Below are 22,408 nucleotides of genomic sequence, written 5' to 3'. Positions count from 1 at the left end.
CGGAGTGGACAATGAGCAGCAAGGAAGTCGACGCGCTGAAGGCGAAGTTGCCCGAGGCGGTCGCGACGCGGCTGCAATCGCTGCGGCTGGCCGATGGCCGCGCCACGCTGGTGGTGGATGCCACCGGGCTTTCCGCGCTCGATCGCGACAAGCTGGAGGTCGCCGCGAAGGACGCGCTGCGCGGCGCGCCCGGCATTGCCGAAACGCGCGTGGCGATGATGGCGGACAAGGTGCGGCGGCGGATCGTGGCGGTGGGATCGGGCAAGGGCGGCGTCGGCAAGTCCACCGTCGCGGCCAATATCGCGGTGGCGCTGGCGCGCATGGGGCGCAAGGTCGGCCTGGTCGATGCCGATATCTACGGCCCCTCGCAGGCGCGGCTGCTGGGGACCGAGGGCATCCGCCCGACCGCGCGCGAGAACAAGCTGAACCCGGTGGCCAGCCCCTGGGGCTTGCCGATGCTGTCGATGGCGCAACTGGCCGATCCGGGGCAGGCGATCGCCTGGCGCGGGCCGATGGCGGGCAATGCGCTGGCCCAGCTGGTCGAGGCCGACTGGGGCGATGTCGAGGTGCTGATCGTCGATCTGCCGCCCGGCACCGGCGATATCCAGCTGACCATGCTGCAACGCTTCAAGCCGGCGGGCGCGGTGATCGTCTCCACCCCGCAGGATCTCGCGCTGATGGACGCGATGCGCGCGATCGAGCTGTTCGCCAAGGGCAAGGTGCCGGTGATCGGCGTGGTCGAGAACATGGCCGGCTATGTCTGCCCCCACTGCGGCGAGATCAGCGACCCGTTCGGTTCGGGTGGCGCGCAGGCCGCCGCGAAATCGGCCGGGCTGCCGTTCCTCGGCCGCATCCCGCTCGAACTGGCGATCCGCCAGGACAGCGACGCCGGCCGCCCGCCCGCGGCCAGCGACGGGGCCGAGGGCAAGCCCTTCCTGGCGCTGGCCGAAGCCGTGGCCAACTGGCTCGACAGGCAGGACGGGGCCATTACCTGATGGCGGTTTCGCGCCGGGGCATCCTCATCGGCGGGCTCGTCGGCGGCGGGCTCGCGGTGGGATACATGCTGCGGCCGCGCCACTATCCGCTGCCGCTTTCGCCGGGGCGGAACGAATATGCCTTCGATGCCTGGATCAAGATCGCCGCCGACGGCGTCGTCACCGTGGCGGTGCCGCAGATCGAGATGGGCCAGGCCATCACCACGCTGATCCCGCAAGTGGTCGCCTGCGAGCTGGGCGCGGACTGGCGGCAGATAGCGGTGGAGCCCGCGCCGGTCAGCGCGCGCTATGCCAATTTCGTGCTGGCGGCGCGCTGGGCCGAGCTGTGGATGCCGCTGGCGCCCGGCCTGGCGGACGACCCGGACAGCGCGATCGTGCGGCGCTGGGCCGAGGATACCCGGTTCAACGCCACGGCCGACGGCACGTCGCTGGCCGCTTACGAAGCGCCCGCGCGGGCCGCTGCCGCCGCCGCGCGGGCCATGTTGATGCGCGCTGCCGCCGCGCGCTGGGGCGTCGCCTGGGCAGAGTGCGACGCGCAGGACGGCTTCGTCATCCACGGCAAGCGGCGCTTGCCTTTCGGCGCGCTGGTCGCCGAGGCCGCTCGCTACGATCCGCCCGATCCGCCGATGCTGCGGGCCGAGGCGGCGGCCGAAAAGCCCGGTGAGTTCCCGCCCGGCGCGCCCTTGCGCTATCCCCGGCTCGATCTTCCCGCCAAGGTGGACGGCAGCTTCCTGTTCGCCGGCGACGTGCGGCTGCCGGGCATGGTCTATGCCGCGATCCGGCATGGGCCGATCGGCGAGGCGGAACTGCTCGACTATGAAGAGGCCGATGCGCGCGGCGTGCCCGGACTGCTCTCGCTGGTACGGCACAAGCACTGGCTCGCCGCCACCGCCACCACCTGGTGGGCGGCCGAGCAGGCGCTGAAGGCGCTGTCGCCGGTCTTCCGCGCCACCGGCCGCGCCGATACCACGGCGATCGAGGCGGGGCTGGAGCAGGCGCTGCGCGATGGTGATGCCACCCGACTGCACGCCGCGGGCGATACCGGCCTGCTGGCGGGCAAGCTGGCGCATCAGTTGCGCTACGAGGTTGCCCCGGCGCTCCACGCCACGATCGAGACCGCCAGCGCCACCGCGCGGCTTTCCGGCGGCCGGCTGGAGCTGTGGATCGCCACCCAGGCGCCCGAGCTTGCGCGCAAGGCGGCCGCCGCCGCGATCGGCCTCGATGCCGCCGATGTCGTGCTCTATCCGATGCCCGCCGGCGGCAGCTTCGACCGGCGGCTGGAGCATGATCATGCCGCCCAGGTCGCGGTGATCGCGCAACGGGCCGGGCGCCCGGTGCAGCTCGTCTGGTCGCGCTGGCAGGAACATGTCGCGGGCTGGCCGCGCACGCCGGCCGTGGCGCTGATGGGCGCGCTGCCCGATACCGAAGGCGGCATCGCCGGCTGGCGCGCGCGGCTGGCGCTGCCGGCCAGCGCGCGCGAGTTCGGCCGCCGCCTGTTCGGCGCGCAATCCGCCGCGCAGGCGCGCGCCGCCAGCGCGGGCGAGGCGGACCGGCTGGCGATCGCGGGCGCGGTGCCTTTCTATGACATCGCCCATGTCGCGATCGACCATCTGCCCGCCGCCGTGCCGCTGCCCACCGCGCGGATGCGCGGCAATGCCCATGGCTATACCGCCTTCTTCAACGAATCCTTCGTCGATGAACTGGCGCATCTCGCCGGGCGTGAGCCCCTGTCCTACCGCATGGCGATGCTGGGCCAGGAACCGCGCATGGCCGATTGCCTGCAACGCGTCGCCGCGCTGGCCGAATGGGGCGGCGGGGTGGACAACAGCGGGCAGGGCATCGCCTGCCACCGGATCGGCGATGCCCGCATCGCCATGGTGGCCAGCGCGCGGCGCGACGAGACGGGCGTGCGGGTGGACCGGATCAGCGCGGTGGTTGACCTTGGCCGCATCGTCAACCTCGATATCGCGCGCCAGCAAGTGGAAGGCGGCATCGTCTTCGGCCTGGGCCTCGCGCTGGGATCGAGTACCGGCTATGAGGACGGGCTGCCGCTGGTCGGCCGGCTGGCGGGGCTCGACTTGCCGCTGCTGGCCGATTGCCCCCGGATCGAGGTCGATTTCATCATGAGCAAGCATGATCCCTGCGATCCGGGCGAGATCGGCGTGGCCCCGGTCGCCCCGGCGGTGGCCAATGCGCTGTTTTCCGCCACCGGCCTGCGGTTTCGCCGCCTGCCGCTGCTTTCGGAGGATGTATGAACCCGCCGGCCGATCATCCCGAAGCGCGCATTGGCGGGATCGGTGTGCTGCTGGTCAACCTGGGCACGCCCGATGCGCCCACCCCGGCGGCGGTGCGGCGCTATCTGGCCGAGTTCCTGTCGGACCGGCGCGTGGTGGAGATCCCGGCGATCGCCTGGAAGCCGATCCTCCACGGCGTGATCCTGCGCGTCCGCCCGGCGAAATCCGCCCATGCCTATGCCCAGGTCTGGACCGAGGCGGGATCGCCGCTGGCCGCGATCACCGCCGCCCAGGCCCAGGCGCTGCAAGCCCGGCTGGGCCCGGCCGCGCGGGTGGACTGGGCGATGCGCTATGGCCGGCCCGCCATCGCCGATCGGCTGGCGGCGCTGCAGGCGGCGGGCTGCGATCGCATCCTCGTCGCCCCGCTCTACCCGCAATATTCGGCCGCGACGACGGCCACGGTGATGGACGCGGTGGGCGCGGCGCTGGCGCGATCGCGCTGGCATCCCGCGCTGCGCACGCTGCCGCCCTACTATGACGATCCGCTTTATATCGCCGCGCTTGCGGCCGACCTGACGGGGCAGATCGAAGCGCTGGATTTCGCGCCCGAAGTGCTGCTGCTCTCGTTCCACGGGATGCCCCGGCGGACGCTGGATCTGGGCGATCCCTATCACTGCCAGTGCCGCAAGACCGCGCGCCTGCTGGGTGAGGCGCTGGCGCCGCGCTTTCCCGATCTGCGGATCGACACCACGTTCCAGTCGCGCTTCGGCCGGGCCAAATGGCTCGAACCGGCGACCGATGCGACACTGCTGGCCGAAGCCAGGGCCGGCACGCGCCGGCTGGTCGTGGCCGCGCCGGGCTTTGCCGCCGATTGCCTTGAGACGCTGGAGGAACTGGCCCTGCGCGGGCGCGATGAATTCCTCGGCGCGGGTGGCACCGCCTTCGCCGCGCTGACCTGCCTCAACACCGGCGAGCCCGGCATGGCCATGCTGGAAGCGCTGACGCGGCGCGAGCTGGCGGGCTGGATCGATTGATCCATTCTTGACTTAATCCTGTTTTGTTCTACTCCTGTTCGTAAGATTCGCGAACGGAGCCGCGACCGCCATGCCGCAAGCCAATTTCGCCTATGCCGCCACCGCCGAAGATTCCGCCGGGCTGCCGCTGGCGCTTTCGATCTATGCCGACAGGCCGCATCTGCGCGCCACGATCCGCGACGATGCGCAGGCCGCCGGGCTGCGCGTGGCGGTGACGACGGATCTGGCCGCGCTGATCGAGGGGGAGGCCCGGCCGCTGGGCGATGTCGTGCTGGTCGATTGCCCGGTGGCGGATGCGATGGCGATCGCCGCGCTGGCCCGGCTGGACATGCGCGCGGCCAACGCGGGCGCGCAGCTTGTCGTTTCCACCACGGTGGATGGGCTCGACGCGGTTTTCGCCGTGATGGACCAGTCGAACCCGTTGATCCTGGTCGATCCTGACCGGGCGGAGCGGGTGATCGCGCTGGGCGAAGTGCTGGCGCGGTTCCCCGCGCGGCGGCTGCGCGAACTGTCCGAGGATGACCGGCTGATGATCCTGCGGCTGACGGAGCAGGTCGGCCAGATCGCCGGGAAGATGGAGCGACTGGCATCGGGCGGCGCCAGTGTGAACGGCCATGCCTTTGCCTTTGCCGGAGCCTCCCCGGAGCCGAGCGGCCTGGTCAGCGGCATGGCGGCTGACGGGCCGGCCTGCGCCATGGGCGATAAGGCCGGGCTGCGCGCTGCCCGGCCGCCGCTGCCCGATCCCCGGCTGGTGCGCCGGATCGTGCGGCAGCGCCAGTTGCGCGCCCGCTTCCTCGATGGCGCGTTGTTCGCCCATCCGGCCTGGGACATGCTGCTCGATCTCACCGCCGCGCGGGCGGAACACGCGCGCGTCTCGGTCACGTCGCTGTGCATCGCCTCGGGCGTGCCGCCCACCACGGCGCTGCGCTGGATCGGCCAGATGGTGGAAGCCGGGCTGTTCCGGCGGCTGGGGGACGATACCGATCGCCGCCGGGCCTTCATCGCGCTGAGCGACAAGGCGGCCGATGCCATGGCCCGCTATTTCGCCGAGATCGGCGCGGGAGCGGCCGCGCTGGTCTGAGCCGTGCGTTTGATGCGCCGGTTATCCACAAATGTCATCAAAGCTCCACGAATCCATCATCCGGCCGACTCATTGCCGGGCTAGGCGCAGCCCCGAACACCGGGGGGGTATTCGATGGACAGGCACGTGCAAGGCGGTCGGACGGGAAGGCGTCTGGGGCTTTGCCTGGCCGGCGCGGGTCTGATCGCTGCCGGCATTCCCGCCCTGGCGAAGGCACCCGACGCAGTCATGCTCTATGCGCTGCCCGAACGCACTCTGGCGGCCGAGGAAGCGCGGCAGGGCGTCGCTTCGGACGGTGCGCATATCTATGCGATCGATAACAGCCGCATCACGCGCTACGCGCTCGACAGCGGCGCGCGCGTCGCCGAATTCAGCGGCGATCCGCACGCATTCCCGCACATCAACAGTTGCACCGTGGCCGCCGCCGAACTGGTCTGCGCCGCCTCGAACTATCCCGCCGTGCCGCAGACCGGCACGGTGGAATTCTTCGATGCCGCCAGCCTGCGCCATTTGCGCAGCGTGGCCTTGCCGGCCAACCCCGGCTCGTTCACCGCGCTGATCCGGCGCGATGGCCGCTGGTGGGCCAGCTTCGCGCAATACGATGGCAAGGGCGGCGTTCCCGGCAAGGACCACCGCGATACCCTGATCGCCGAGCTGGACGGGAATTTCGCGGTCACGCGGCGCTGGACGCTGCCCGCGTCGGTGCTCGCCCGGATCGCGCCGCGCAGCGTATCCGGGCTGGGCTGGGGGGCGGACGGGCGGCTCTATGCCAGCGGGCACGACAAGCCGGAGGTCTATGTGCTGGAAGTCCCCGCGCACGGCACGGTCCTGCGCCATGTGGCGACGATCGCCACCGCCACGTTCGGCCAGGCGATCGATTTCGATCCCGCACAGCCGGGGCTGCTCTGGTCGATCGACCGGCAGAGCCGCACCGTCGTTGCCAGCCGCATCCCTCCGATCCCCGCGCCAAAGGACTAGCCCGTCATGCGCTTGCCCCGGCTCTACCGCTTCCGCAGCCTGCTGGGCCTGGTCGTCCTGGCTGGCGGTACCAGCTTTGCCGAACCGATCGCGACGCCCGCCTCGCTGATCCCGGTCGATGCCCGGCCCACGCCCGAAGGCGATTTCGCGGTGCTGACCTACAACGTCAAGGGCCTGCCCTGGCCGATCGCCCGCCAGCGCGGCCCGGCCTTGCGCAAGATCGCCGCCCGGCTGGCGCAGCTTCGGCGCGAGGGGCGCCAGCCGGGCGTCGTCGTGCTGCAGGAAGCGTTCCGGGACGAGGCCAAGCAGATCGGCGCGATCGCCGGCTATCCCTATTATGTCGAAGGGCCCTACACCGCGCCCGCGCCGGCCGCTGCGGACATGCCCGGCCGCGAATGGTCGCTGGGCGAGACGGGCCCGGCGTGGATCGACAGCGGGCTGGTCGTGCTGTCGGACTATCCGGTGCGCGCGGTCGCGCGCGCGCCGTTCCCGGCGGGCGCCTGCGCCGGATACGATTGCCTGGCCGCCAAGGGCGTGGTGCTGGTAACGCTCGACGTGCCGGGGATCGGCCCGGTCGCCGTCGCCACCACGCACCTCAATTGCCGCAAGGCCTCGGGCGCGCCGCGCGCGCGGACCGAGGCGGCCTATGCGCGCCAGGCCGCGTTCCTGCGCGATTACCTGGGCCGCACGCGCGATCGCGGCGTGCCGGTGATCGTCGCGGGCGATTTCAACCAGGGCCAGCGCCCGTTCCGCATCGCCAGCTTGCGCGATGCGCTACGCCAGCTCAACGGCGGCGTGCCGGTGCGCGATGCCTTGTCGCAGGAGGCGCCGATTGCGGGGCAAGACGTCACACGCGGGGCCGACGCGGCGTGGATCCGCCAGCGCGCGCGGGACTTGCAGTTCTCGCTGCCCGGCACCCGCGCCCGGCTGGTGCCCTCGGACATCGAGATTCCCTTCGGTACCGAGCCTGACGGCACGATGCTTTCCGATCACATGGGCTACACCGTCCATTATCGCCTGCGCCCGCTCGCAAGCTGACGCGGCCCTGCCGGCGATCAGGGCCGGCGATCAGGGCCAGCGATTGGGGCCGGCGATCGGGCCAGCGATGCGCGCGCGTCAGGCGACGCGGATGGCGCGCACCGGCATGATATCGGCCAGCGCGGAGCCGGCCTCGGCCCGCTCGCGCTGGGTCAGCAGTTCGGAGACGACCGCGTAAGTCCGGTCATTGTCGACATCGATCGCCTGGCTGCCGTCCGCGATCACCACCGGGGCGATCTCCAGCCCGATCCGCCGCGAGATCCGCCGCATCGCGCCGGCCAGGCTGACCAGCCGGAACCGCAGCGCCAGCAGGTTGAGCACGCCGAACGACTGGACGATGCGGGCCGCGTTCTTGGCGAACTGGCCGCCGCCGCGAAACACCTCGACCGCCCCCAGCGCCTTGCGCCCGGCCAGCGCATAGAGATTGCAGTTCGAATAGCCATGATCGCTGAATTCGTAGAACCGGCGCTGCCCGGCGGCATGGACGCCCAGCACCGCGTCGCGCCGGGCCATGGCGATGGCGACATCGGCGTGGGCCAGCGCGGCGATCATCGCATCGACCGATTCGGGCCGCAGCAGCGCGTGATCGGCCGTGGTGATGACGATCGGCCCGTCATGATCGCCCGCCGCCGCCAGCACGCTGTCGGCCAGATTGTCGGCGGCGGGGCACAGCGTGATCGCCGCTTCATCGGGCAGGCCGGCCAGCGCCTCGCGCACCGCCGCGAAGGCTTCGGGCTCGACCGAGATGACGATGCCCGCGCCCGCGCCATGCGCGGCCAGCATGGCCATGACGTGGCGGATCAGCGGGATGCCGTGCAGCGGGATCAGGCACTTGTGGCTGACATGGAAACGCTCGGCCAGCGGATTGGCCACGCCCTTGCGCTGCGCCGCCAGCACCACGATCCGCACGTCCTGCGCCGCCATGGCCGTCATCCCGCCATCACGCGGCGGCCAGCTCGCGCGTTTCGATCAGGCCGTGGCGCAGCAGGCTTTCGCACAGGATCGTCTCGATCAGGTCGGCATGGCGCCAGCCGAGCAGCGCGGCCGACCGGCCGAACACCTTCTCGGACCAGAGATTGCAGTTGAGATTGACTTCGAGGAACGTGACCTGCCCGGTCCGCTCGTCAAAGCGGAATTCGAAGCGGCCGTAGTCGAACGGGAAGAACACGCCCGCCAGCGCGCGGGTGTAATCCGCGATCTCGGCGGCGGCGGGCCCTTCGTTGTCGAACGGATCGAGGCTGTACTTGGCCTCGCGCTCGACCAGGTCGCGCTTTTCGAAATAAGTGCGCAAGTGCGCCGGATCGGCCTGGCGGAACAGCATCATCGGCATGATCGAAGGCAGGCCGCCGCAAGTGATCACCGGCACTTCGACATCGCTGCCTTCGATAAAGGGCTCGACGATGGCGTCATGCCCTTCGGCGTGGATTTCCTCGATCGCGCGCTGGGTGCCGGCCCAGTCGCCCGCGTCGCGCACGCCCCAGCTTGCCGAGGAGGCGTTGGGCTTGATCACCAGCCGATCGGCGCGCGGGCAGCGGGCCGCGTCGATCGGCGCGGCCCGGCGATAGATCGCCCAGGGCGCGGTCGGCACGCCGCGACTGCGCGCTTCCAGCTTGGTCAGGTGCTTGTCGTCGGACAGGCCGCGCAGGATCGGGCTGGCGCCCAGGAAGGGAATGCCCAGACGCGTGGACAGCAGCGGCAGCAGCATCTCGGAATTGAGGAAGCCGCCGCGATTGAGCAGCGGGAAAATGAAATCGCAGCCCGGATCGGCGAACAGCGCTTCATAGCTGTCGGCCAGTTGCAGTCGCACGCCGATCTCGGTCAGCATATCGCGAATCTCGCGATGATAGACGGCGTGGTTGCCGTCTTCATGGTGCAGTCCCCCTTGCCAGAACACGTGTTTGGCAATGAACAGCACTGTCAGCCGCTCAAGCGAGGCGGCGGGAATACGGGCGATCTGGCGCGGGCCGAACGTCAGGACTTGCATGACTGACGGCCTATCTGCGCGCACTGTGACATGGCTGTGAAGGATTTGTAACGAAACCGTCGTGCCGGGCGCATATACCGGCCGGATACCCGCCTGGAGCCCCAGATCATGAGCTGCGCGCAATTTCTTTCCCCGATGCTGGCATCGGGCGGCGATCGGCGGATTACCGTGCCCAACGGGGGCAATACCAATGTCTATGGCGCCTCGCCGTTCCCGCGGGCGGTGATCGGCTATGCTTCTTCCACCGCGAACGATATTTCGCTCGATGCCTTTCGCCATCTGGAACGCCTGGTGGCCGACTGGCCGGTGCACGGGTTGCAGGATCCGGCCGCTTATGCTGCCGCGCTGGAGCGGATGCGGCATCGCCTGCGCGGCCTGTGGGGGCTGACGGCGGATACCGGCGTCGTCTTCGCGCCTTCGGGTACCGATCTGGAATATGTCGGCCTGGCGCTGGCCGGAAACGGCGCCGGCGCACCCGTTACCAACATCGTGCTGGGGCCGGACGAAGTGGGCAGCGGCTGCCTGCTGGCGGCGGGGGGATGCTATTTTTCGGGTGAGACCGCGCTGGCCGGCGCGATCCGCAAGGGCGCCGGGATCGCCGGGTTCGAAGCGGTCGAGGTGGCGGCGCTGCCGTTGCGCGGTGCCGGCTCGACCGCCTTGGCCAGCGATGCCGTAGCCGCCGCGCTCGACACCGCGATCGCCACGGCGCGCCGGCAGGGCCGCAAGGTAGTGGCGCACGCCGTGCACGGATCGAAGACCGGGCTGATCCTGCCCGATCTCGCGGCGATCGACGGCTTGCTGGCACGGCATGGCGATGACCTGACGCTGGCGGTCGATGCCTGCCAGGCGCGGATCGAGCCGGCGGAGATTCGCGGTTATCTCGATCGCGGCTGCGTGGTGTTCCTCACGGGATCGAAATTCATCGGCGGCCCGCCCTTTTCGGGCATGGCGCTGGTGCCCCCCGGCCGCCGCCCCGCCGCGATGCTGGCGCGGGGACTGGCCACGGTGTTCCGTCGGGCGGAATGGCCGGCCGAGTGGCGCGAGGCCGATCTCCTGCCCGCCGGGGCCAATCCCGGGCTGCTGCTGCGCCTTGAAGCCGCGTTGTTCGAACTGGAGCGCTTCGCCGCCATCGGCGCCGGGCGCCGCGACGCGGTGATCGCCGCGTTCGGCGTGGCGGTGCGCGCGCTGGCGCGCCGGATCGACGCCGGGCTGGTCGCGCCCGCGCTCGCCCCCGGCGGCCTGCACACCGCTACGCTGGCGACGATCGACCTTTCGGCCATGCCCGGCGGGGCCAGCTTCGCCACCGCGCAGCGCTGGCAGAAAGTGCTGGCCGCGCGCGGGTTGCGGCTGGGCCAGCCGGTGCGCTGCCTGCGCGATGCTTCGGGCGATTGGGCGGGGACGCTGCGGATCAGCCTGTCCATGCCGATGATCGTGGCGCGCGCGGGGCTGGCGCCTGATGCGCTGGCGGCCGGCTTTGCCGCCGACATGGCCCGCATCGCGGCGGTGATCGAAGCCGCGCGCCGGCGCGTGGCCTGAGGAAGCGCCCGGTCCCGGCCCATGTCCCGTCTCTTCCGCAATATCGGCTGGCTGCTCGGCGGCCGGGGCGTCAACGCCGTCTTCAGCCTGGTCTATCTCGCGCTGGCGACGCGGATGCTGGGCTTGCAGGATTTCGGCCGTTTCTCGCTGATCGTCGTGCTGGCGCAGGCGATTGCGGGCGTGGCCAGCTTCCAGACCTGGCAAGCGGTGGTGCGCTGGGGCTCGATCGAAGGCGAGCAGGCCCGCTCGGCCGGCTTTGCCCTCGCGCTCGATCTGCTGAGCATTGCGGCGGGCAGCCTTGTCGCGGCGCTGGTGTGCTGGAGCGCGCCGTTCTGGCTGCCCTTGCCGCCGGAACTGCGCCTTGTCGCTTTCGCGCAATGCCTTGCCGCGCTGGTCGCGATCCGCTCCACCCCCACCGGCATCCTGCGCCTGCATGATCGTTATGACCTGGCCACGCTGGCCGAAAGCACCTTGCCGGCGACGCGCGCGGCCGGCGCGGTGCTGGCGACCGTGCTGTGGCCGCGCGTGGCCGGCTTCGTCGCGGCCTGGGGCATTGCCGAGCTTGCCTGCGCGGCGACGTACTGGTGGCTGGCGCGCGGGCTCACGCCGGTGCGGCTGGCCGATGTCAGCCTTACCGCGCTGCCCCGGCGGCACGCGGGCGTCTGGCGCTTCGTGTGGGCCACCAACCTTTCGCGCAGCCTGGCGATCTCGGCCAAGCAGGCGATCCTGCTGCTGGTGGGGGCGCTGGGCGGCGCCGGGCTGGCGGGCGGCTATCGCGTCGCCTCGCAACTGGGGCAAGCGCTGGTCCAGCTGGGCGAGGCGGTGTCGCGGGCGATCTATCCCGAATTCGTCCGCGCGGGCAAAGCCGCGCGCGCGCTGTCGGCCAACATGGTCCGGCTGGCGGCGGGAACCAGCGTGCTGGCGCTGGTGCTGGCGTGGATCGGCGGGAAATGGGCGATCCTGCTGCTGGCGGGGCCGGAATACGGCTTTGCCCATGGCGCGCTGGTGATCCTGGCCTGCGGCGGCGCGCTGGAACTGCTGGGGGCAAGCTGGGATGCGCTGCTGGTCGCGCGGGCGCGGGCGGAAACCGCCTTCGCCATCCGGGCGGTGCCGCAGATCGCCACGCTCTTCGCGATGCCGCTGGCGATCGCGGGCCATGGCCTTGCCGGCGTCGCGGCCTGCGTGCTGGTCGGCAGCCTGCTGACCGTCATCGGCCTTGGGCTGGCCGTGCAGGCGACACACGACTTGCCCGAGCCGGCCTGAGGGAGAGAGAGTCTGTTTCGAAATGCGCCTATACGGCGCAAGGCGGCACCGGCCCGCTCCCCCACCAACCCCACCAACCCTCAGGCCACCCGGCGGAACGGCCGGGCCAGCGCTTCGTAACGGGCGAACAGTTCGGCGAAATGCTCGTCCATCGTGCGCACGCGCGCGGCCGGGCGCCAGGGCCGCTCGATCGCCTCGCGGATGCAGGCGGCGGCCGCAACCGGATCGCCGGCGGCATAAGTCCAGCCGCCCGATGCGGCATGATCGGCCGCGCCGCCCGCGTCGGGCACGATCACCCGCAGGCCGCAGGCGCGCGCCTCGGCGGCGGCCATGCAGAAGGTTTCGGCCTCGCAGCCGTGGACCAGCGCGTCGCAACTGGCGAGGATGCGGGCGAATTCGTCGCGGCTGCGCTTGGGCGCGAACAGGCGGATGTGCGGATTGCCGGCGATGCGCTTGAGCATGGCGCGCTTCTCGCGTCCCTCGCCCAGCATGACGAGGCCGATCGGCTGCTCGCGCGAGGCGATCGTCACCGCGTCGATCACCACCGGCCAGCGCTTTTCGGGCGCGAGCCGGCCGACGCCGATCAGCAGCGTCGCGCTTTCGGGCAAGCTGCATTCGGCCAGCAACTGCGCGCGCAGCCGCGCGTCGCGCCGTTCGGGCGCGAAGCGGCCGGCCTCCACGCCCATCGGGATCGTCGCGGAATTGGCGATGCCGCCTTCGGCCAGGCGCCGCGTCAGGTCGCGGTTGGCGCAGACCACCAGATCGACGCTCTGGCCCAGCCGCCGCAAGTGCGACCAGAACAGGCTGAACTGCCAGTCGATCGTCGGGCGTGAGAAGATGTCGCCCAGCCAGCGATAGGGATAGGCCGACAGCGGATCGGCGTGCATCACCAGGCTGCGCGGCGCGGCGCCGCGCCATTCGGCCACCATGGTGGCGCTGCGCCAGGGCGAGGTCACTTCCACGAAGTCCGGCGCTTCGGCATCGAGCGCGGCGTGCAGCGCCTGCTCGTCCTCGAAGTACCAGTACTTGCGGTCGAGCGGGAAGTGCGGCGCGCGCAGGGTGACGATGCGCGCGCCCGGCCCGTGCTCGATCACTTCGTCACGGTCGCCGGGGGCGATGATGACGATCTCGTGCCCCAGCCGGGGGCCGATCGCCAGCTTCTGCTCCACGTAAGTGCGGATGCCGCCGCCTTGCGGCGAATAGAGCGCGCAGACATCGACGATCTTCACCGGGCCGATTCCTTCTGCCTGAGCGGCGCGACACCCAGTCCGCTGCGATAGTTGAGCACGATATCGAGCGGCGTGGGCCCGCCGCCCGCCATGACGCGCACCTTGTTCACGCCCGGCTTGCTGAAGCCGAGCCGGGGATTGCGCGAGAAGCCGATGCCGTCGATCCGCCAGCCGAACTTGCGGTTCTGGTCGCGGTCATGCAGCAGCACCACCGCATAGGCGCCGGGGCGCGGCACGCGGATGCACAGCGGCCGGCCCGCGGGCGGCACCGGCGTCTCCACCCGGCTGAACGGCTTGCCCTGCTGGATCAGGACATTGTCGTCGGCCAGGAAATCGCGGTCGTTGGCCGGGTAGACTTCCAGCTTCAGCGTGCCTTGCCGGTCCTTCAGCCCGTCCGGCGTGACGAGGAAGGCCGGGCCGTTCTCGTCCGGCCGGCAGCGGCCTTCGGCCTTGCCCAGATCCGGGGTGGACGGCAGCGCCGTGGCCGCCAGCAGCGGCAGCAGCGCGGTGGTGGACAAGGGATTCATGGGTGCTCCTCCCGATGGATCAGATCGACGAGTGCCAGCGCGCTGCCGATGGCCAGGTGGCAGGCCAGGATCAGCCCGGCCATCAGCGCCATCAGCGCGGAAATGGCGTTTTCGTGGCCCAGCATGAAAACGGCGGCGCCGGCGAACAGCAGGTCCTTGTTGGGCACGAAGGGCAGGCGCGAGATCAGCATCCGCAGCGTTGCCAGGAACAGCCACCAGCTGACCGGCACGTCCGGCAGGACAAGGTGCCACAGCAGCGCGGACAGCGCGGTGGTCGCGGCGATGCGTGCCAGATGCGTGCGCAGGATCATCAGGATCTGGGCGCGCGGCAGCGAGAAGACCTGCCGCCGCAGCGCCATCGCGCCGATCGAGATCAGCAGCAGCACGCCCAGTGACAGCGTCAGCACGCGGCTGTCGATGCCGAGCTGGCCCAGCCCGGTCAGCGGCAGCATGATCGCCAGCAGCAGCAGCGTCACCCCGTTGCCGGCCATGGCCGAAAGGATCGCCACGTCCTTCACCGCCCCGAACGGCGCGCCGGACAAGGCGATCCGGCGCCGCGCCCAGGTGTAGAAATAGGCCTCGCCCAGATAGCCCAGCAGCAGCTCGTTGTAGACCCGCTTGCGCAGCAGCGCGACGAAGCCGCCCGGCGGGATCGTCCAGAGCCGGCGGAAGATCAGCCATTCGCTGGCCGGGGTGACGAAATAAAACGCGGCGAACGTGATCCAGAACAGCGGATCGAGCGGGAACAGCCGCAGCAGCGCGCTGGCATCGAAGCCGCGCAGCTCGTGCAGCACCACGGCCAGCACCGCGAGCGAAAGCGTGATCGAAAGCGCCGTGTTCCATCCGCGCCGGCGCGGACGGTCCTGCGGCGTCAGCGTGATCGGCGGGGCTTCGGGCGCAAGCATCGCGGTGGTGTCTGGCAAGGGGGCTCCGTTCGGATTGAGGCCGGAAGATCAGAAAAGGCCGCTCGCGGGCGGACGGCAGGATGACCAGGCAAGCGTCTGTTCCCGCTGGCGCGCCGCCTGCCGCCGCAGCTCAAGCATCATGTCGAGGTAGCGGGCGGAGGCGGTCTCCAGCTCGAAGCGGGCGGCGATGGCGCGCGATCGTGCCGGATCGAACGCGAAGCCGCGCACGTCCGCCAGCGCCGCGGCCAGCGCGTGCTCATCGCCCACGGGCACGAGCAGGCCCTGCCGCCCGCCATCGAGCAGGTCGGCCATGCTGGCGCTGCAATCGGTGGCCACCACCGGCAGGCCGGCGGCCAGCGCTTCGACGACGGCGCCGGGCAGCCCTTCGTAAGCGGAGCTGAGCACGAAGGCGTCGGCGCTTGCCAGCAAGGCTTCGATGCTGGGCAAGTGGCCCGGCAGGCTGACTTGCGCGGCGATGCCCAGATGCCGGGCGAGGGCTTCCAGCCTGCCGCGCTCCGGCCCTTCGCCGGCGATCGTCAGCCGGTCGGCCGGGCGCGCGGCGCGGGCGAAGGCGTGCAGCAGCAGGTCGAGGTTCTTCTGCGGGGCGAGCCGCCCGGCGGCGGCATAATGCATCCCCCAGGGCGAGGCGGGCTTGCGGCGGATCGCGGCCAGCCGTTCCAGCCGCCGGCGCGGCAGCACCGGATTGGTGATGATGGCGATCTGGTTGGCGTGGGCGCGCGTGCTTTCGCGGATCTCGCGCTGCATCGGCGGCGCCATGGCGACCAGCCGATCGAACAGCGATCCCTGCATCCGCAGCCAGACGCGATAGCCGCGCCGCAGCAGCGGCGGCATGTCGGCGCGGATCAGGTCGTTGCTGATCTTCAGCACCAGCGGCGGGCACTGGTCGCCCAGCAGCACGCGCATCGCCGCGCCGACCACCGCGTATGTGTTGCCGGGGCAGAACACGATATCGGCCTGATCGCGCACCAGCCGGCTGTAGAGGCTGTGGATCATCCAGGGCGTTTCGAACCCGGCGGTCGAGCGGCAGGTGGGGATGCGCCAATAGTCCAGCGGCGGCGCCTGATCGCGCTCGGCGCCTTCGGGTCGGCCCAGCACCACGGTGACGTGATGGTTCGCCGCCGACCATTCGCGGGCAAGGCCCAGCGCGACGCGCTCGACCCCGCCCGGCTCGAAACTGTGGATCGGCACGACAATGCGCAAAGGCCGCTGCATACTGTCAGTGACGCCATGCATCGTAACACTCCGCAGTCGCCGGCAGGAATTTTTTTACGCGCGCACCCTGCCGAAGCGTTGGCGCCGAATGCCGGCCCCAGACGCCATACAACCTTCAATTTTTTCGATTTTTCCGATTCTCTTGGTGTTTCCACCCGCCCCTGGCGCCGCTCTAGTCCGCCTGCGTTTCGGAACGATGACGCAGTGCAGCGATTTTCAGGGCGCCGCGTCCGTGCCGGCGCTCCAGCCGCCGCCCATGGCCTGATACAGCGCGATGCGGCTGGTCAGCGCATCGGCGCGCGCCTGCACCAGCGCGAGTTCGGACGCCAGCAGGCCGCGCTGCGCGTCAAGCTGTTCGAGGTAGGGCGAATAGCCCGCGCGGTAGCGGTTGGTCGCCATGCGCAGCGTTTCGACCAGCGCGTCGCGCTGGCGCGTGACGATGCCCAGTTGCGCGTCGGCGCTGGCGACGGCGGCCAGGGCGTCGTTGACCTCGCGAAAGGCGTTCAGGGCCGCGCGGCGATAGCCATAGGCCGCCTGGTCGCGCTGGGCGCCGGCCGCTTCCGCGCCCGCCCGCAGGCGGCCGCCTTCGAACAGCGGCGCCAGCACGCTGCCGCCCACCGACCAGATGGTGATCGGATCGGCCAGCAGCGTGGAGAACGCCGCGCCCGCCGATCTGGTCAGCCGCACTTGCGGCAGGAAGCGCTTGCGCGCCGCCGCCAGCGAACTGTCCGCCGCCGCGAGCTGGTATTCGGCCTGCGCCACGTCGGGCCGGCGGCGCAGCAGTTCGGACGGCAGGCCAGCGGGGACCGGCGGCGTGGCCAGCGCCCGTAGCGCCGCGCCGCGCGCGACCGGCCCCGGCAATTCGCCGGTCAGCAGCTTCAGGGCATTCTCCTGCCGGGCCACGGCCTGCTCGATCGGCGGGATGATCTGCGCCGCCGCCTGGTATTCGGCTTCGGCCTGCGCCAGTTCCAGCCTGGGCGAATAGCCGGTGTCGGCGCGCCGCCGGGCCAGCCGCAGCGCTTCGGACCGCGCCGCCAGCGTCTCGCGCGCGACGGTGAGCCGCGCGTCGAGCGCCAGCAGCGTGACATAGCCGCTCGCCGTCGCCGCGGCGACCGACAGGCGCACCGCCTCGCGCCCCGCGCCGCTGGCCAGCCAGGCCGCGCGCGCCGCCTCGCGCTGGTCGGCAAGGCGGCCGAACAGGTCCGCTTCCCAGGCCGCCTGCACCGCCGGCTGCGCCGCCGTCTGCTCGGTCGGCAGGCCGAAAGGGCTGACGCTGCGCGATCGCGCTGCCGCGCCCGCCGCTTCCAGGCTGGGCAGCAGTGCCGCGCGCGCCGTCATCTCCTGCGCTTTGGCCTCGCGCACGCGGGCAGTGGCCTGGGCTATGTCCAGATTGCGGTCCAGCGCGGCGTCCACCAGTTCGGCCAGGCGCGGATCGCCGAAAGCGGCCCACCAGCCGTGTTCCAGCGGAGCCTCGGGCGCGCCCGCGGTCATGCGCCAGCCGGCCGGCGGGGCCACCGGATCGACCCGCGCCGTCTCCACCGCCGGGCCCGCGCACCCCGTGAGCAGCGCCGCGCCGATCAGCGTGATGGCGATCAACGCGGCCGGTGGCCGGATCATTGGTCGGTCGCCACGCGGACTTCCACCGACATGCCCGGGCGCAGCCGCTGCATCAGGCTCTGCCCCGGATCGATGCGGATGCGCACCGAGATGCGCTGCGCCACCTTGACGAAGTTGCCGGTGGCATTGTCGGACTTGAGCACGGCGAATTCCGATCCCGCCGCCGGAGAGAGGCTTTCGACATGGCCGGCAAGGCGCGCGCCGCCCAGCGCATCGACCCGGAACGTCACCGGCTGGCCCACGCGCATGTTGTGCGTCTGCGCTTCCTTGAAGGCGGCGATCACCCAGAAATCGCGCGGCACCAGGAACATGAGCTGGGTGCCCGCCGTGACATAGGCGCCGTTGCGCACGCCGACTTCGGACAACTGGCCATCGCTCGGCGCGCGGATCAGCGTATTGTCGAGATCGATCTGGGCCAGGTGAAGCTGCGCCCTGGCGGCTTCCACTGCGGCTTCGAGCCCGCCGCGCCCGACGATCACCGAGCGCACGTCCTGCGTGCCCACGTTCTGCGCCGCCTGCGCCTGGCGCACTGCCGCCTCGGCCGCGAGCAGGGCGGCGCGCGTCTGGTCGCGTTCGCGCGAGGAGATCGATCCGTCCGCCACCAGCGCATCGGCGCGGCGCATGTCGGCCTGCGCCTTGACCAGTTGCGCGCGGGCGCTGTCGATCGCGGCGTTCTGCCCGCCCAGCGCCGCTTCGCGCGCGCGCTGGGCCTGTTGCGAATTGGCCAGCGCGGCCATCTGCGCGGCGAGGTTCGCCTTCGCCTGCTCGACCCGGGCGGCATAGATCCGGCGGTCGATCGTCGCCAGGATCTGGCCCTGCTTCACGGTGGCGAAATCGCGGACCGGCACCGAAGTGACATAGCCGCTGACTTGCGGGCTGATGATCGTCACCCGGCCGCGCACATAGGCGTTGTCGGTATCCTCGGACCAGCCGGCGAACGGCGGCAACTGCCACGCGTAGAGAATGGCCAGCACGCCTGCCAGCGCGATCAGCGCGATCGCCACCACGGCAAGGCGGCTTTTGGCCGGCGGCTTCCAGCCATCCTCGGGATCGGCCGCCGGCGGGGCTTCCGGTGCGGCAGGAGCTTCCGCCGGAGCGGGCGCGCGCGCGGCCTCGGTGGCGGGCGGGGTGTCGCCGCGCGGCTCGCCGGCTTGCTGGTCTTCGCTCATGTCTTGGCTGCTCCCCCGGACGCGGCCTGCAACCTACGCTGGAGCAGGATGATCGGCGAGTCCTCTCCGCGCAGGCGGATGCCGCGGCGGATCAGCAGACCCCACAGCAGCACCAGCAGCGAGAGGATGCCGACCAGCAGGAACACATCGTTATAGGCCAGGATATTGGCCTCGCGCGCCACTTGCTGGGCCAGCAGCGCCGCTCCTTCGGCTCCGCGCAAGGCCGGATCGCCGATCACGCCGCCCACCGCGCCCGATCCCGCCCGCACGCGCGCGGCGACGATCGGATCGGTCATGACGATCGACTGGACCAGCTCGTGCGAATGGAACTTCTCGCGCACGGTCTGGAACGTGCCCAGCAGTGCCGATCCGATCAGCCCGCCGATGCTCTGGCTGAGGCCGAACAGCACCACGAAGCTGACGAGGTGCCGGGGCCCGGCCAGCAGCGTGCGCGAAATGCCGATCACCATGGCCTGCGCCATGAACAGCAGCGAGGCGAAGCCGATCAGCGCCTGGCTGAGATAGAAGCTGCTGGGCCGCGTCAGGTTGGTCGCGTCGGCATCGAGGAAGGCGCCGATCGCGATGATCAGCACCGCGATCGCGATCGGCCGGGTCACGTCGGCGGGGTTGAACGTGATCACCGCCACCAGCATCCCGGCGACCGACGCGGCGACGATGATGAGATTGAGCGTGACCATCTGGTCGTTCAGCATCCCCAGCACGGTCAGCAGGCCGACCGAGCCGAACGCCTGTTCGGACAGGAGCACGCGCACGGCCGCCGCCACCAGCATCAGCCGCGCCATCTCGCGCGTGCCCAGCCAGCGCGTGTTGATCAGGGGATTGGCGCGGCGATGCTCGAACATCAGCGCCGTGGTGACGAGCACCAGGCTGGCGGCCGAGGCCCAGCCCATCCACGCCCGCTCGGTCCACCACTGGATGCGCCCTTCCGAAAGCACTGCGATCAGCAGCCAGAGCCCCGGCGCGAGCAGCGCGAAAGTCAGGAAATCGCCGCGCTCGAACACCTCGCTGCGCTCGCTGGGCGGCAGCGGCAGCGCCATCACCGCCGCCAGCGTGGCCAGCACCAGGCCAAGCTCGAACCAGTAGACCATGTGCCAGTCGCCCGAAACCAGCAGGTGCGGCGAAAGCGCGCGCGCCAGCGGCGTGGCAAGCTGCGGGATCGAGATGCCGATCATCACCCCGGCCAGCCGCCTGGCGGCGGGCAGGCCCTGCATCAGATAGAGGATGGTCAGCGTGGACAGCGCGCTGGCGGAAAACCCGCTCGCCGCGCGGACCATGACCGAGGAGGAGAAATCGTGCACGAACAGGTGCAGCACCGTCGCCGCCGCATAGATCGCCAGCATGTAGCGGACGAAGGATTGCAGGCCGAATTGCTGGCGGTATTTCACCATCAGCAGGTTGGCCGTGGTGTTGGTCATCAGATAGGCGGCGGTCAGCAGCACGCTCTCGTCCGAATCGAGCCCCAGCGTGCCTTGCGCGAAAGAGAGGTTGACCGCGACCAGCGCGTTGCCCAGCCCGCCGGTGACGCCGATCAGCGCGCCGATCAGCAGGTAGAACAGGCGCCGGCGCGTCGGATGATCCGGGTTGGCCGGCGACCCTGGCAGGGTCGGCCGTTCATGCGGCTTGAACTGGTAGGGCGGGCTTTCGTCCACATGACCTTCGCGGCAACGACCTGGGCCAATCGTTTACCGCCGCCAGCCACTTTCGCAAGCCATGCCTCGCCCTGGCCGCGCCACGCCATGCGCGCGGCCATTGACCCGAAGCGCAAACCCGCTAAATCCCGGCCCTCGGCTGTGCCGGGCGGTTAGCTCAGTTGGTAGAGCATCTCGTTTACACCGAGAGGGTCGGCGGTTCGAGCCCGTCACCGCCCACCAGCGATTGCCTCTTTCACTTGCGTCAATCCGGCAAGGTCGCCGTCTGGCGCAAGGCTTCGCCAAGCGCGATGGCGGCTGACGAGGCAAGGTTCATCGAGCGTACTTGCGGCCGCATGGGGATGCGCACCCGGGCGTGGCAGGCGCCGGCTATCGCGGCGGGCACGCCCGCGCTTTCCTTGCCGAAGAGCAGGACATCGTCGGGCATGAAGCCGAAATCATAGATCGATTGATCGCTCTTCGTGGTGAACAGCACCAGCCTTCGCGAACCGATTGCGGCCCTGAACGCATCGAAGCCGGCATGGCGGGCGATGGTGACATGGTCGATATAGTCCATCGCCGCGCGGCGGACCCTGCGGTCATCCCACGCGAACCCCATGGGCTCGATCAGGTCCACGGCCGCGCCCAGGCAGGCGCCCAGGCGCAGGACGGCACCGACGTTGCCGGCGATTTCCGGTTCGAACAGGGCAATGCGCATCCCGGCTGATTGGCGCCGGCAAGGCCGCCATGCAAGCGCGCGGTGCGATCCGCGCGTCTTGGGGCCCTGCCCGCGGCCGCATGGCGATGCGGCCGCGGGCATCGCGCTGGCTCAGCGGCGCACCAGCCCGCGCGGCTGCACGACGCCCAGGTCAAGGTGCGTCACCACGCCCGGGGCGGCATCGCAGATCTGCGGGACGACGGTGCAGCCCACCAGCCCGGTCCACGGCAGGCCGAGGAAGGGGTGGCGGCCATCGGCGTCCTTGCCGCCCATCAGGTGGCATTCCAGCGGCGGATCGCCCTTGATCACGATGCGGTAGCGCGCCTCGCCTTCTTCCCACAGCGGATCGAGGTCTTCGCCAAGCTGCCAGTAGAAGTGATAGACCACCAGCGGCGCCCCTTCGACCCAGGCGGTCCATTCATAGTGCTGCCCGCCGACCATGCCGGCCTTGACCACGCCGTGGGGATGGACGATGTCCTTCAGGGCCCGGGAAACCTCGAACTTCACCGTCACGTTCTCGATCGTCTGGCCCAGGCTTTCGGCGATCATCGCCATCGACGAATAGAAATACTTGTAGGTTTCGGGCGACCGACGGGGATTGGCCAGCAGCTCTTCGGGGTCGGCGCCGAAGCCCATGACCTCGGTATAGATCATCGGGTTGCGCAGCTTGTCGATGATCTCGGTGACTTCGACGCAATCGACCCGGCTCATCAGCCGCGTCAGCGTGAGCGGCAGGATATCGCCGGAAAAGCCGGGATGGATGCCGCAGCCGTGATAGGAGCTGCCGCCCGCGCGGCAGGCCGCCTCGATCCGCGCGGTCTCATCGGGAAACCACTTGTTGGGCAGGAACGGGCCGGCGGGCGAGATCACGTTCTTGCCTGATGCCAGCAGGCGGCAGATCAGATCGAGCGTGGTGGCCGCCATGTTGAGCGGCGCGAACAGCACGCAATCGGCCTCCATCGCGATGATCGCATCGGCGTCGTTCGTCGCCGTCACGCCGGTTCGGGGCAGGCCGACGAGGTCGCCCGCGTCCTTGCCCACCTTCTCTGGATTGGTGACGTAGACGCCGACCAGCTCTGTCACCGGGTTCTCGATGAAGTATTTCAGCGCCGCCTTGCCGACCGTGCCGGTGGCCCACTGGATGACGCGATAGGTTTTCTCGGACTCTGACATGCTAAGGCTTCCTTCCCTCGATTGTCGCGGCGCGCGGGGTCTTTC

General features: G+C 70.5%; 19 protein-coding genes and 1 tRNA gene. 9 read left to right on the top strand and 11 right to left on the bottom strand.

From position 1 onward, the window contains the following. The first annotated feature begins 11 nt into the window (after window positions 1–11). The 6 genes from PYV00_RS04125 to PYV00_RS04100 all read left to right on the top strand — a co-directional run bounded on the left by PYV00_RS04125 (window position 12) and on the right by PYV00_RS04100 (window position 7,360). Complete coding sequence (locus tag PYV00_RS04125) at window positions 12–995, top strand: Mrp/NBP35 family ATP-binding protein (RefSeq protein ID WP_275226985.1); 984 nt, start codon at window positions 12–14, stop codon at window positions 993–995. Then, entirely contained in the window at window positions 995–3,250 is a 2,256-nt protein-coding gene (locus tag PYV00_RS04120) for a molybdopterin cofactor-binding domain-containing protein (RefSeq protein WP_275226984.1), read from the top strand. The genes PYV00_RS04125 and PYV00_RS04120 overlap by 1 nt, the downstream gene beginning before the upstream one ends. After that, the gene (hemH, locus tag PYV00_RS04115) at window positions 3,247–4,263 is read left to right on the top strand and encodes a ferrochelatase (RefSeq protein WP_275226983.1); all 1,017 of its coding nucleotides are present in this window, start codon (window positions 3,247–3,249) and stop codon (window positions 4,261–4,263) included. Before PYV00_RS04120 ends, hemH begins: the two co-directional genes overlap by 4 nt. Before the next feature lie 70 nt (window positions 4,264–4,333). Further along, entirely contained in the window at window positions 4,334–5,344 is a 1,011-nt protein-coding gene (locus tag PYV00_RS04110) for a MarR family transcriptional regulator (protein ID WP_275226982.1), read from the top strand. Between the two features lie 114 nt (window positions 5,345–5,458). Beyond that, window positions 5,459–6,322: a hypothetical protein gene (locus tag PYV00_RS04105; RefSeq protein ID WP_275226981.1), complete on the top strand. Its 864-nt coding sequence runs from the start codon at window positions 5,459–5,461 to the stop codon at window positions 6,320–6,322. A 6-nt stretch (window positions 6,323–6,328) separates the two neighbouring features. Continuing rightward, complete coding sequence (locus tag PYV00_RS04100; protein WP_275226980.1) at window positions 6,329–7,360, top strand: endonuclease/exonuclease/phosphatase family protein; 1,032 nt, start codon at window positions 6,329–6,331, stop codon at window positions 7,358–7,360. A 78-nt stretch (window positions 7,361–7,438) separates the two neighbouring features. Here PYV00_RS04100 and PYV00_RS04095 read toward each other — a convergent pair whose 3' ends face one another. Together PYV00_RS04095 and PYV00_RS04090 are read right to left on the bottom strand one after the other, a co-directional pair. Continuing rightward, window positions 7,439–8,293, bottom strand: a complete 855-nt coding sequence (locus tag PYV00_RS04095; RefSeq protein WP_275226979.1) for an NTP transferase domain-containing protein — start codon at window positions 8,291–8,293, stop codon at window positions 7,439–7,441. Between the two features lie 7 nt (window positions 8,294–8,300). After that, window positions 8,301–9,344 carry a phosphoribosylglycinamide synthetase gene (locus PYV00_RS04090; protein WP_275226978.1) on the bottom strand — a complete coding sequence of 348 codons (1,044 nt, stop codon included), beginning with the start codon at window positions 9,342–9,344 and terminating at the stop codon, window positions 8,301–8,303. Between the two features lie 108 nt (window positions 9,345–9,452). Between PYV00_RS04090 and PYV00_RS04085 the strand changes: the two genes are divergently transcribed. Both PYV00_RS04085 and PYV00_RS04080 read left to right on the top strand, forming a co-directional pair. Next, entirely contained in the window at window positions 9,453–10,880 is a 1,428-nt protein-coding gene (locus PYV00_RS04085) for a hypothetical protein (RefSeq protein ID WP_275226977.1), read from the top strand. 21 nt (window positions 10,881–10,901) lie between these two features. After that, on the top strand, window positions 10,902–12,143 hold the full coding sequence (locus PYV00_RS04080) for a lipopolysaccharide biosynthesis protein (protein ID WP_275226976.1): 1,242 nt from the start codon (window positions 10,902–10,904) through the stop codon (window positions 12,141–12,143). Window positions 12,144–12,223: 80 nt separating this feature from the next. Here the strand turns inward: PYV00_RS04080 and PYV00_RS04075 are convergent, their stop codons facing one another. The 7 genes from PYV00_RS04075 to PYV00_RS04045 form a co-directional block, all read right to left on the bottom strand. Further along, window positions 12,224–13,372, bottom strand: coding sequence for a glycosyltransferase (locus PYV00_RS04075; RefSeq protein ID WP_275226975.1), 1,149 nt, complete (start codon window positions 13,370–13,372; stop codon window positions 12,224–12,226). Next, window positions 13,369–13,899: a DUF2141 domain-containing protein gene (locus PYV00_RS04070; protein WP_275226974.1), complete on the bottom strand. Its 531-nt coding sequence runs from the start codon at window positions 13,897–13,899 to the stop codon at window positions 13,369–13,371. The genes PYV00_RS04075 and PYV00_RS04070 overlap by 4 nt, the downstream gene beginning before the upstream one ends. After that, window positions 13,896–14,822 (bottom strand): hypothetical protein, encoded by a 927-nt coding sequence (locus tag PYV00_RS04065; RefSeq protein ID WP_275226973.1) that lies wholly within the window; start codon window positions 14,820–14,822, stop codon window positions 13,896–13,898. The genes PYV00_RS04070 and PYV00_RS04065 overlap by 4 nt, the downstream gene beginning before the upstream one ends. Before the next feature lie 30 nt (window positions 14,823–14,852). Then, entirely contained in the window at window positions 14,853–16,058 is a 1,206-nt protein-coding gene (locus PYV00_RS04060) for a glycosyltransferase (RefSeq protein ID WP_275226972.1), read from the bottom strand. 195 nt (window positions 16,059–16,253) lie between these two features. Next, window positions 16,254–17,654 (bottom strand): efflux transporter outer membrane subunit, encoded by a 1,401-nt coding sequence (locus PYV00_RS04055; protein ID WP_275226971.1) that lies wholly within the window; start codon window positions 17,652–17,654, stop codon window positions 16,254–16,256. Then, window positions 17,651–18,823, bottom strand: a complete 1,173-nt coding sequence (locus PYV00_RS04050; RefSeq protein WP_275226969.1) for an HlyD family secretion protein — start codon at window positions 18,821–18,823, stop codon at window positions 17,651–17,653. Before PYV00_RS04050 ends, PYV00_RS04055 begins: the two co-directional genes overlap by 4 nt. Then, window positions 18,820–20,493, bottom strand: a complete 1,674-nt coding sequence (locus PYV00_RS04045; RefSeq protein WP_275226968.1) for an MFS transporter — start codon at window positions 20,491–20,493, stop codon at window positions 18,820–18,822. Before PYV00_RS04045 ends, PYV00_RS04050 begins: the two co-directional genes overlap by 4 nt. 146 nt (window positions 20,494–20,639) lie before the next feature. Between PYV00_RS04045 and PYV00_RS04040 the strand changes: the two genes are divergently transcribed. Further along, window positions 20,640–20,715 (top strand) — tRNA-Val (locus tag PYV00_RS04040). A gap of 22 nt (window positions 20,716–20,737) precedes the next feature. Here the strand turns inward: PYV00_RS04040 and PYV00_RS04035 are convergent. Together PYV00_RS04035 and PYV00_RS04030 are read right to left on the bottom strand one after the other, a co-directional pair. After that, window positions 20,738–21,190, bottom strand: a complete 453-nt coding sequence (locus tag PYV00_RS04035; RefSeq protein ID WP_275226967.1) for a tRNA (cytidine(34)-2'-O)-methyltransferase — start codon at window positions 21,188–21,190, stop codon at window positions 20,738–20,740. Window positions 21,191–21,301: 111 nt separating this feature from the next. Continuing rightward, window positions 21,302–22,363, bottom strand: coding sequence for an NAD(P)H-dependent amine dehydrogenase family protein (locus tag PYV00_RS04030; protein ID WP_275226966.1), 1,062 nt, complete (start codon window positions 22,361–22,363; stop codon window positions 21,302–21,304). Window positions 22,364–22,408 lie beyond the last annotated feature (45 nt).

The organism is Novosphingobium album (ex Liu et al. 2023), assembly GCF_029076845.1.
Taxonomy (GTDB): Bacteria; Pseudomonadota; Alphaproteobacteria; order Sphingomonadales; family Sphingomonadaceae; genus Novosphingobium.
The sequence above is the reverse complement of the archived record's forward strand: the minus strand, read 5'-3'. Positions and strand labels throughout refer to the sequence as shown.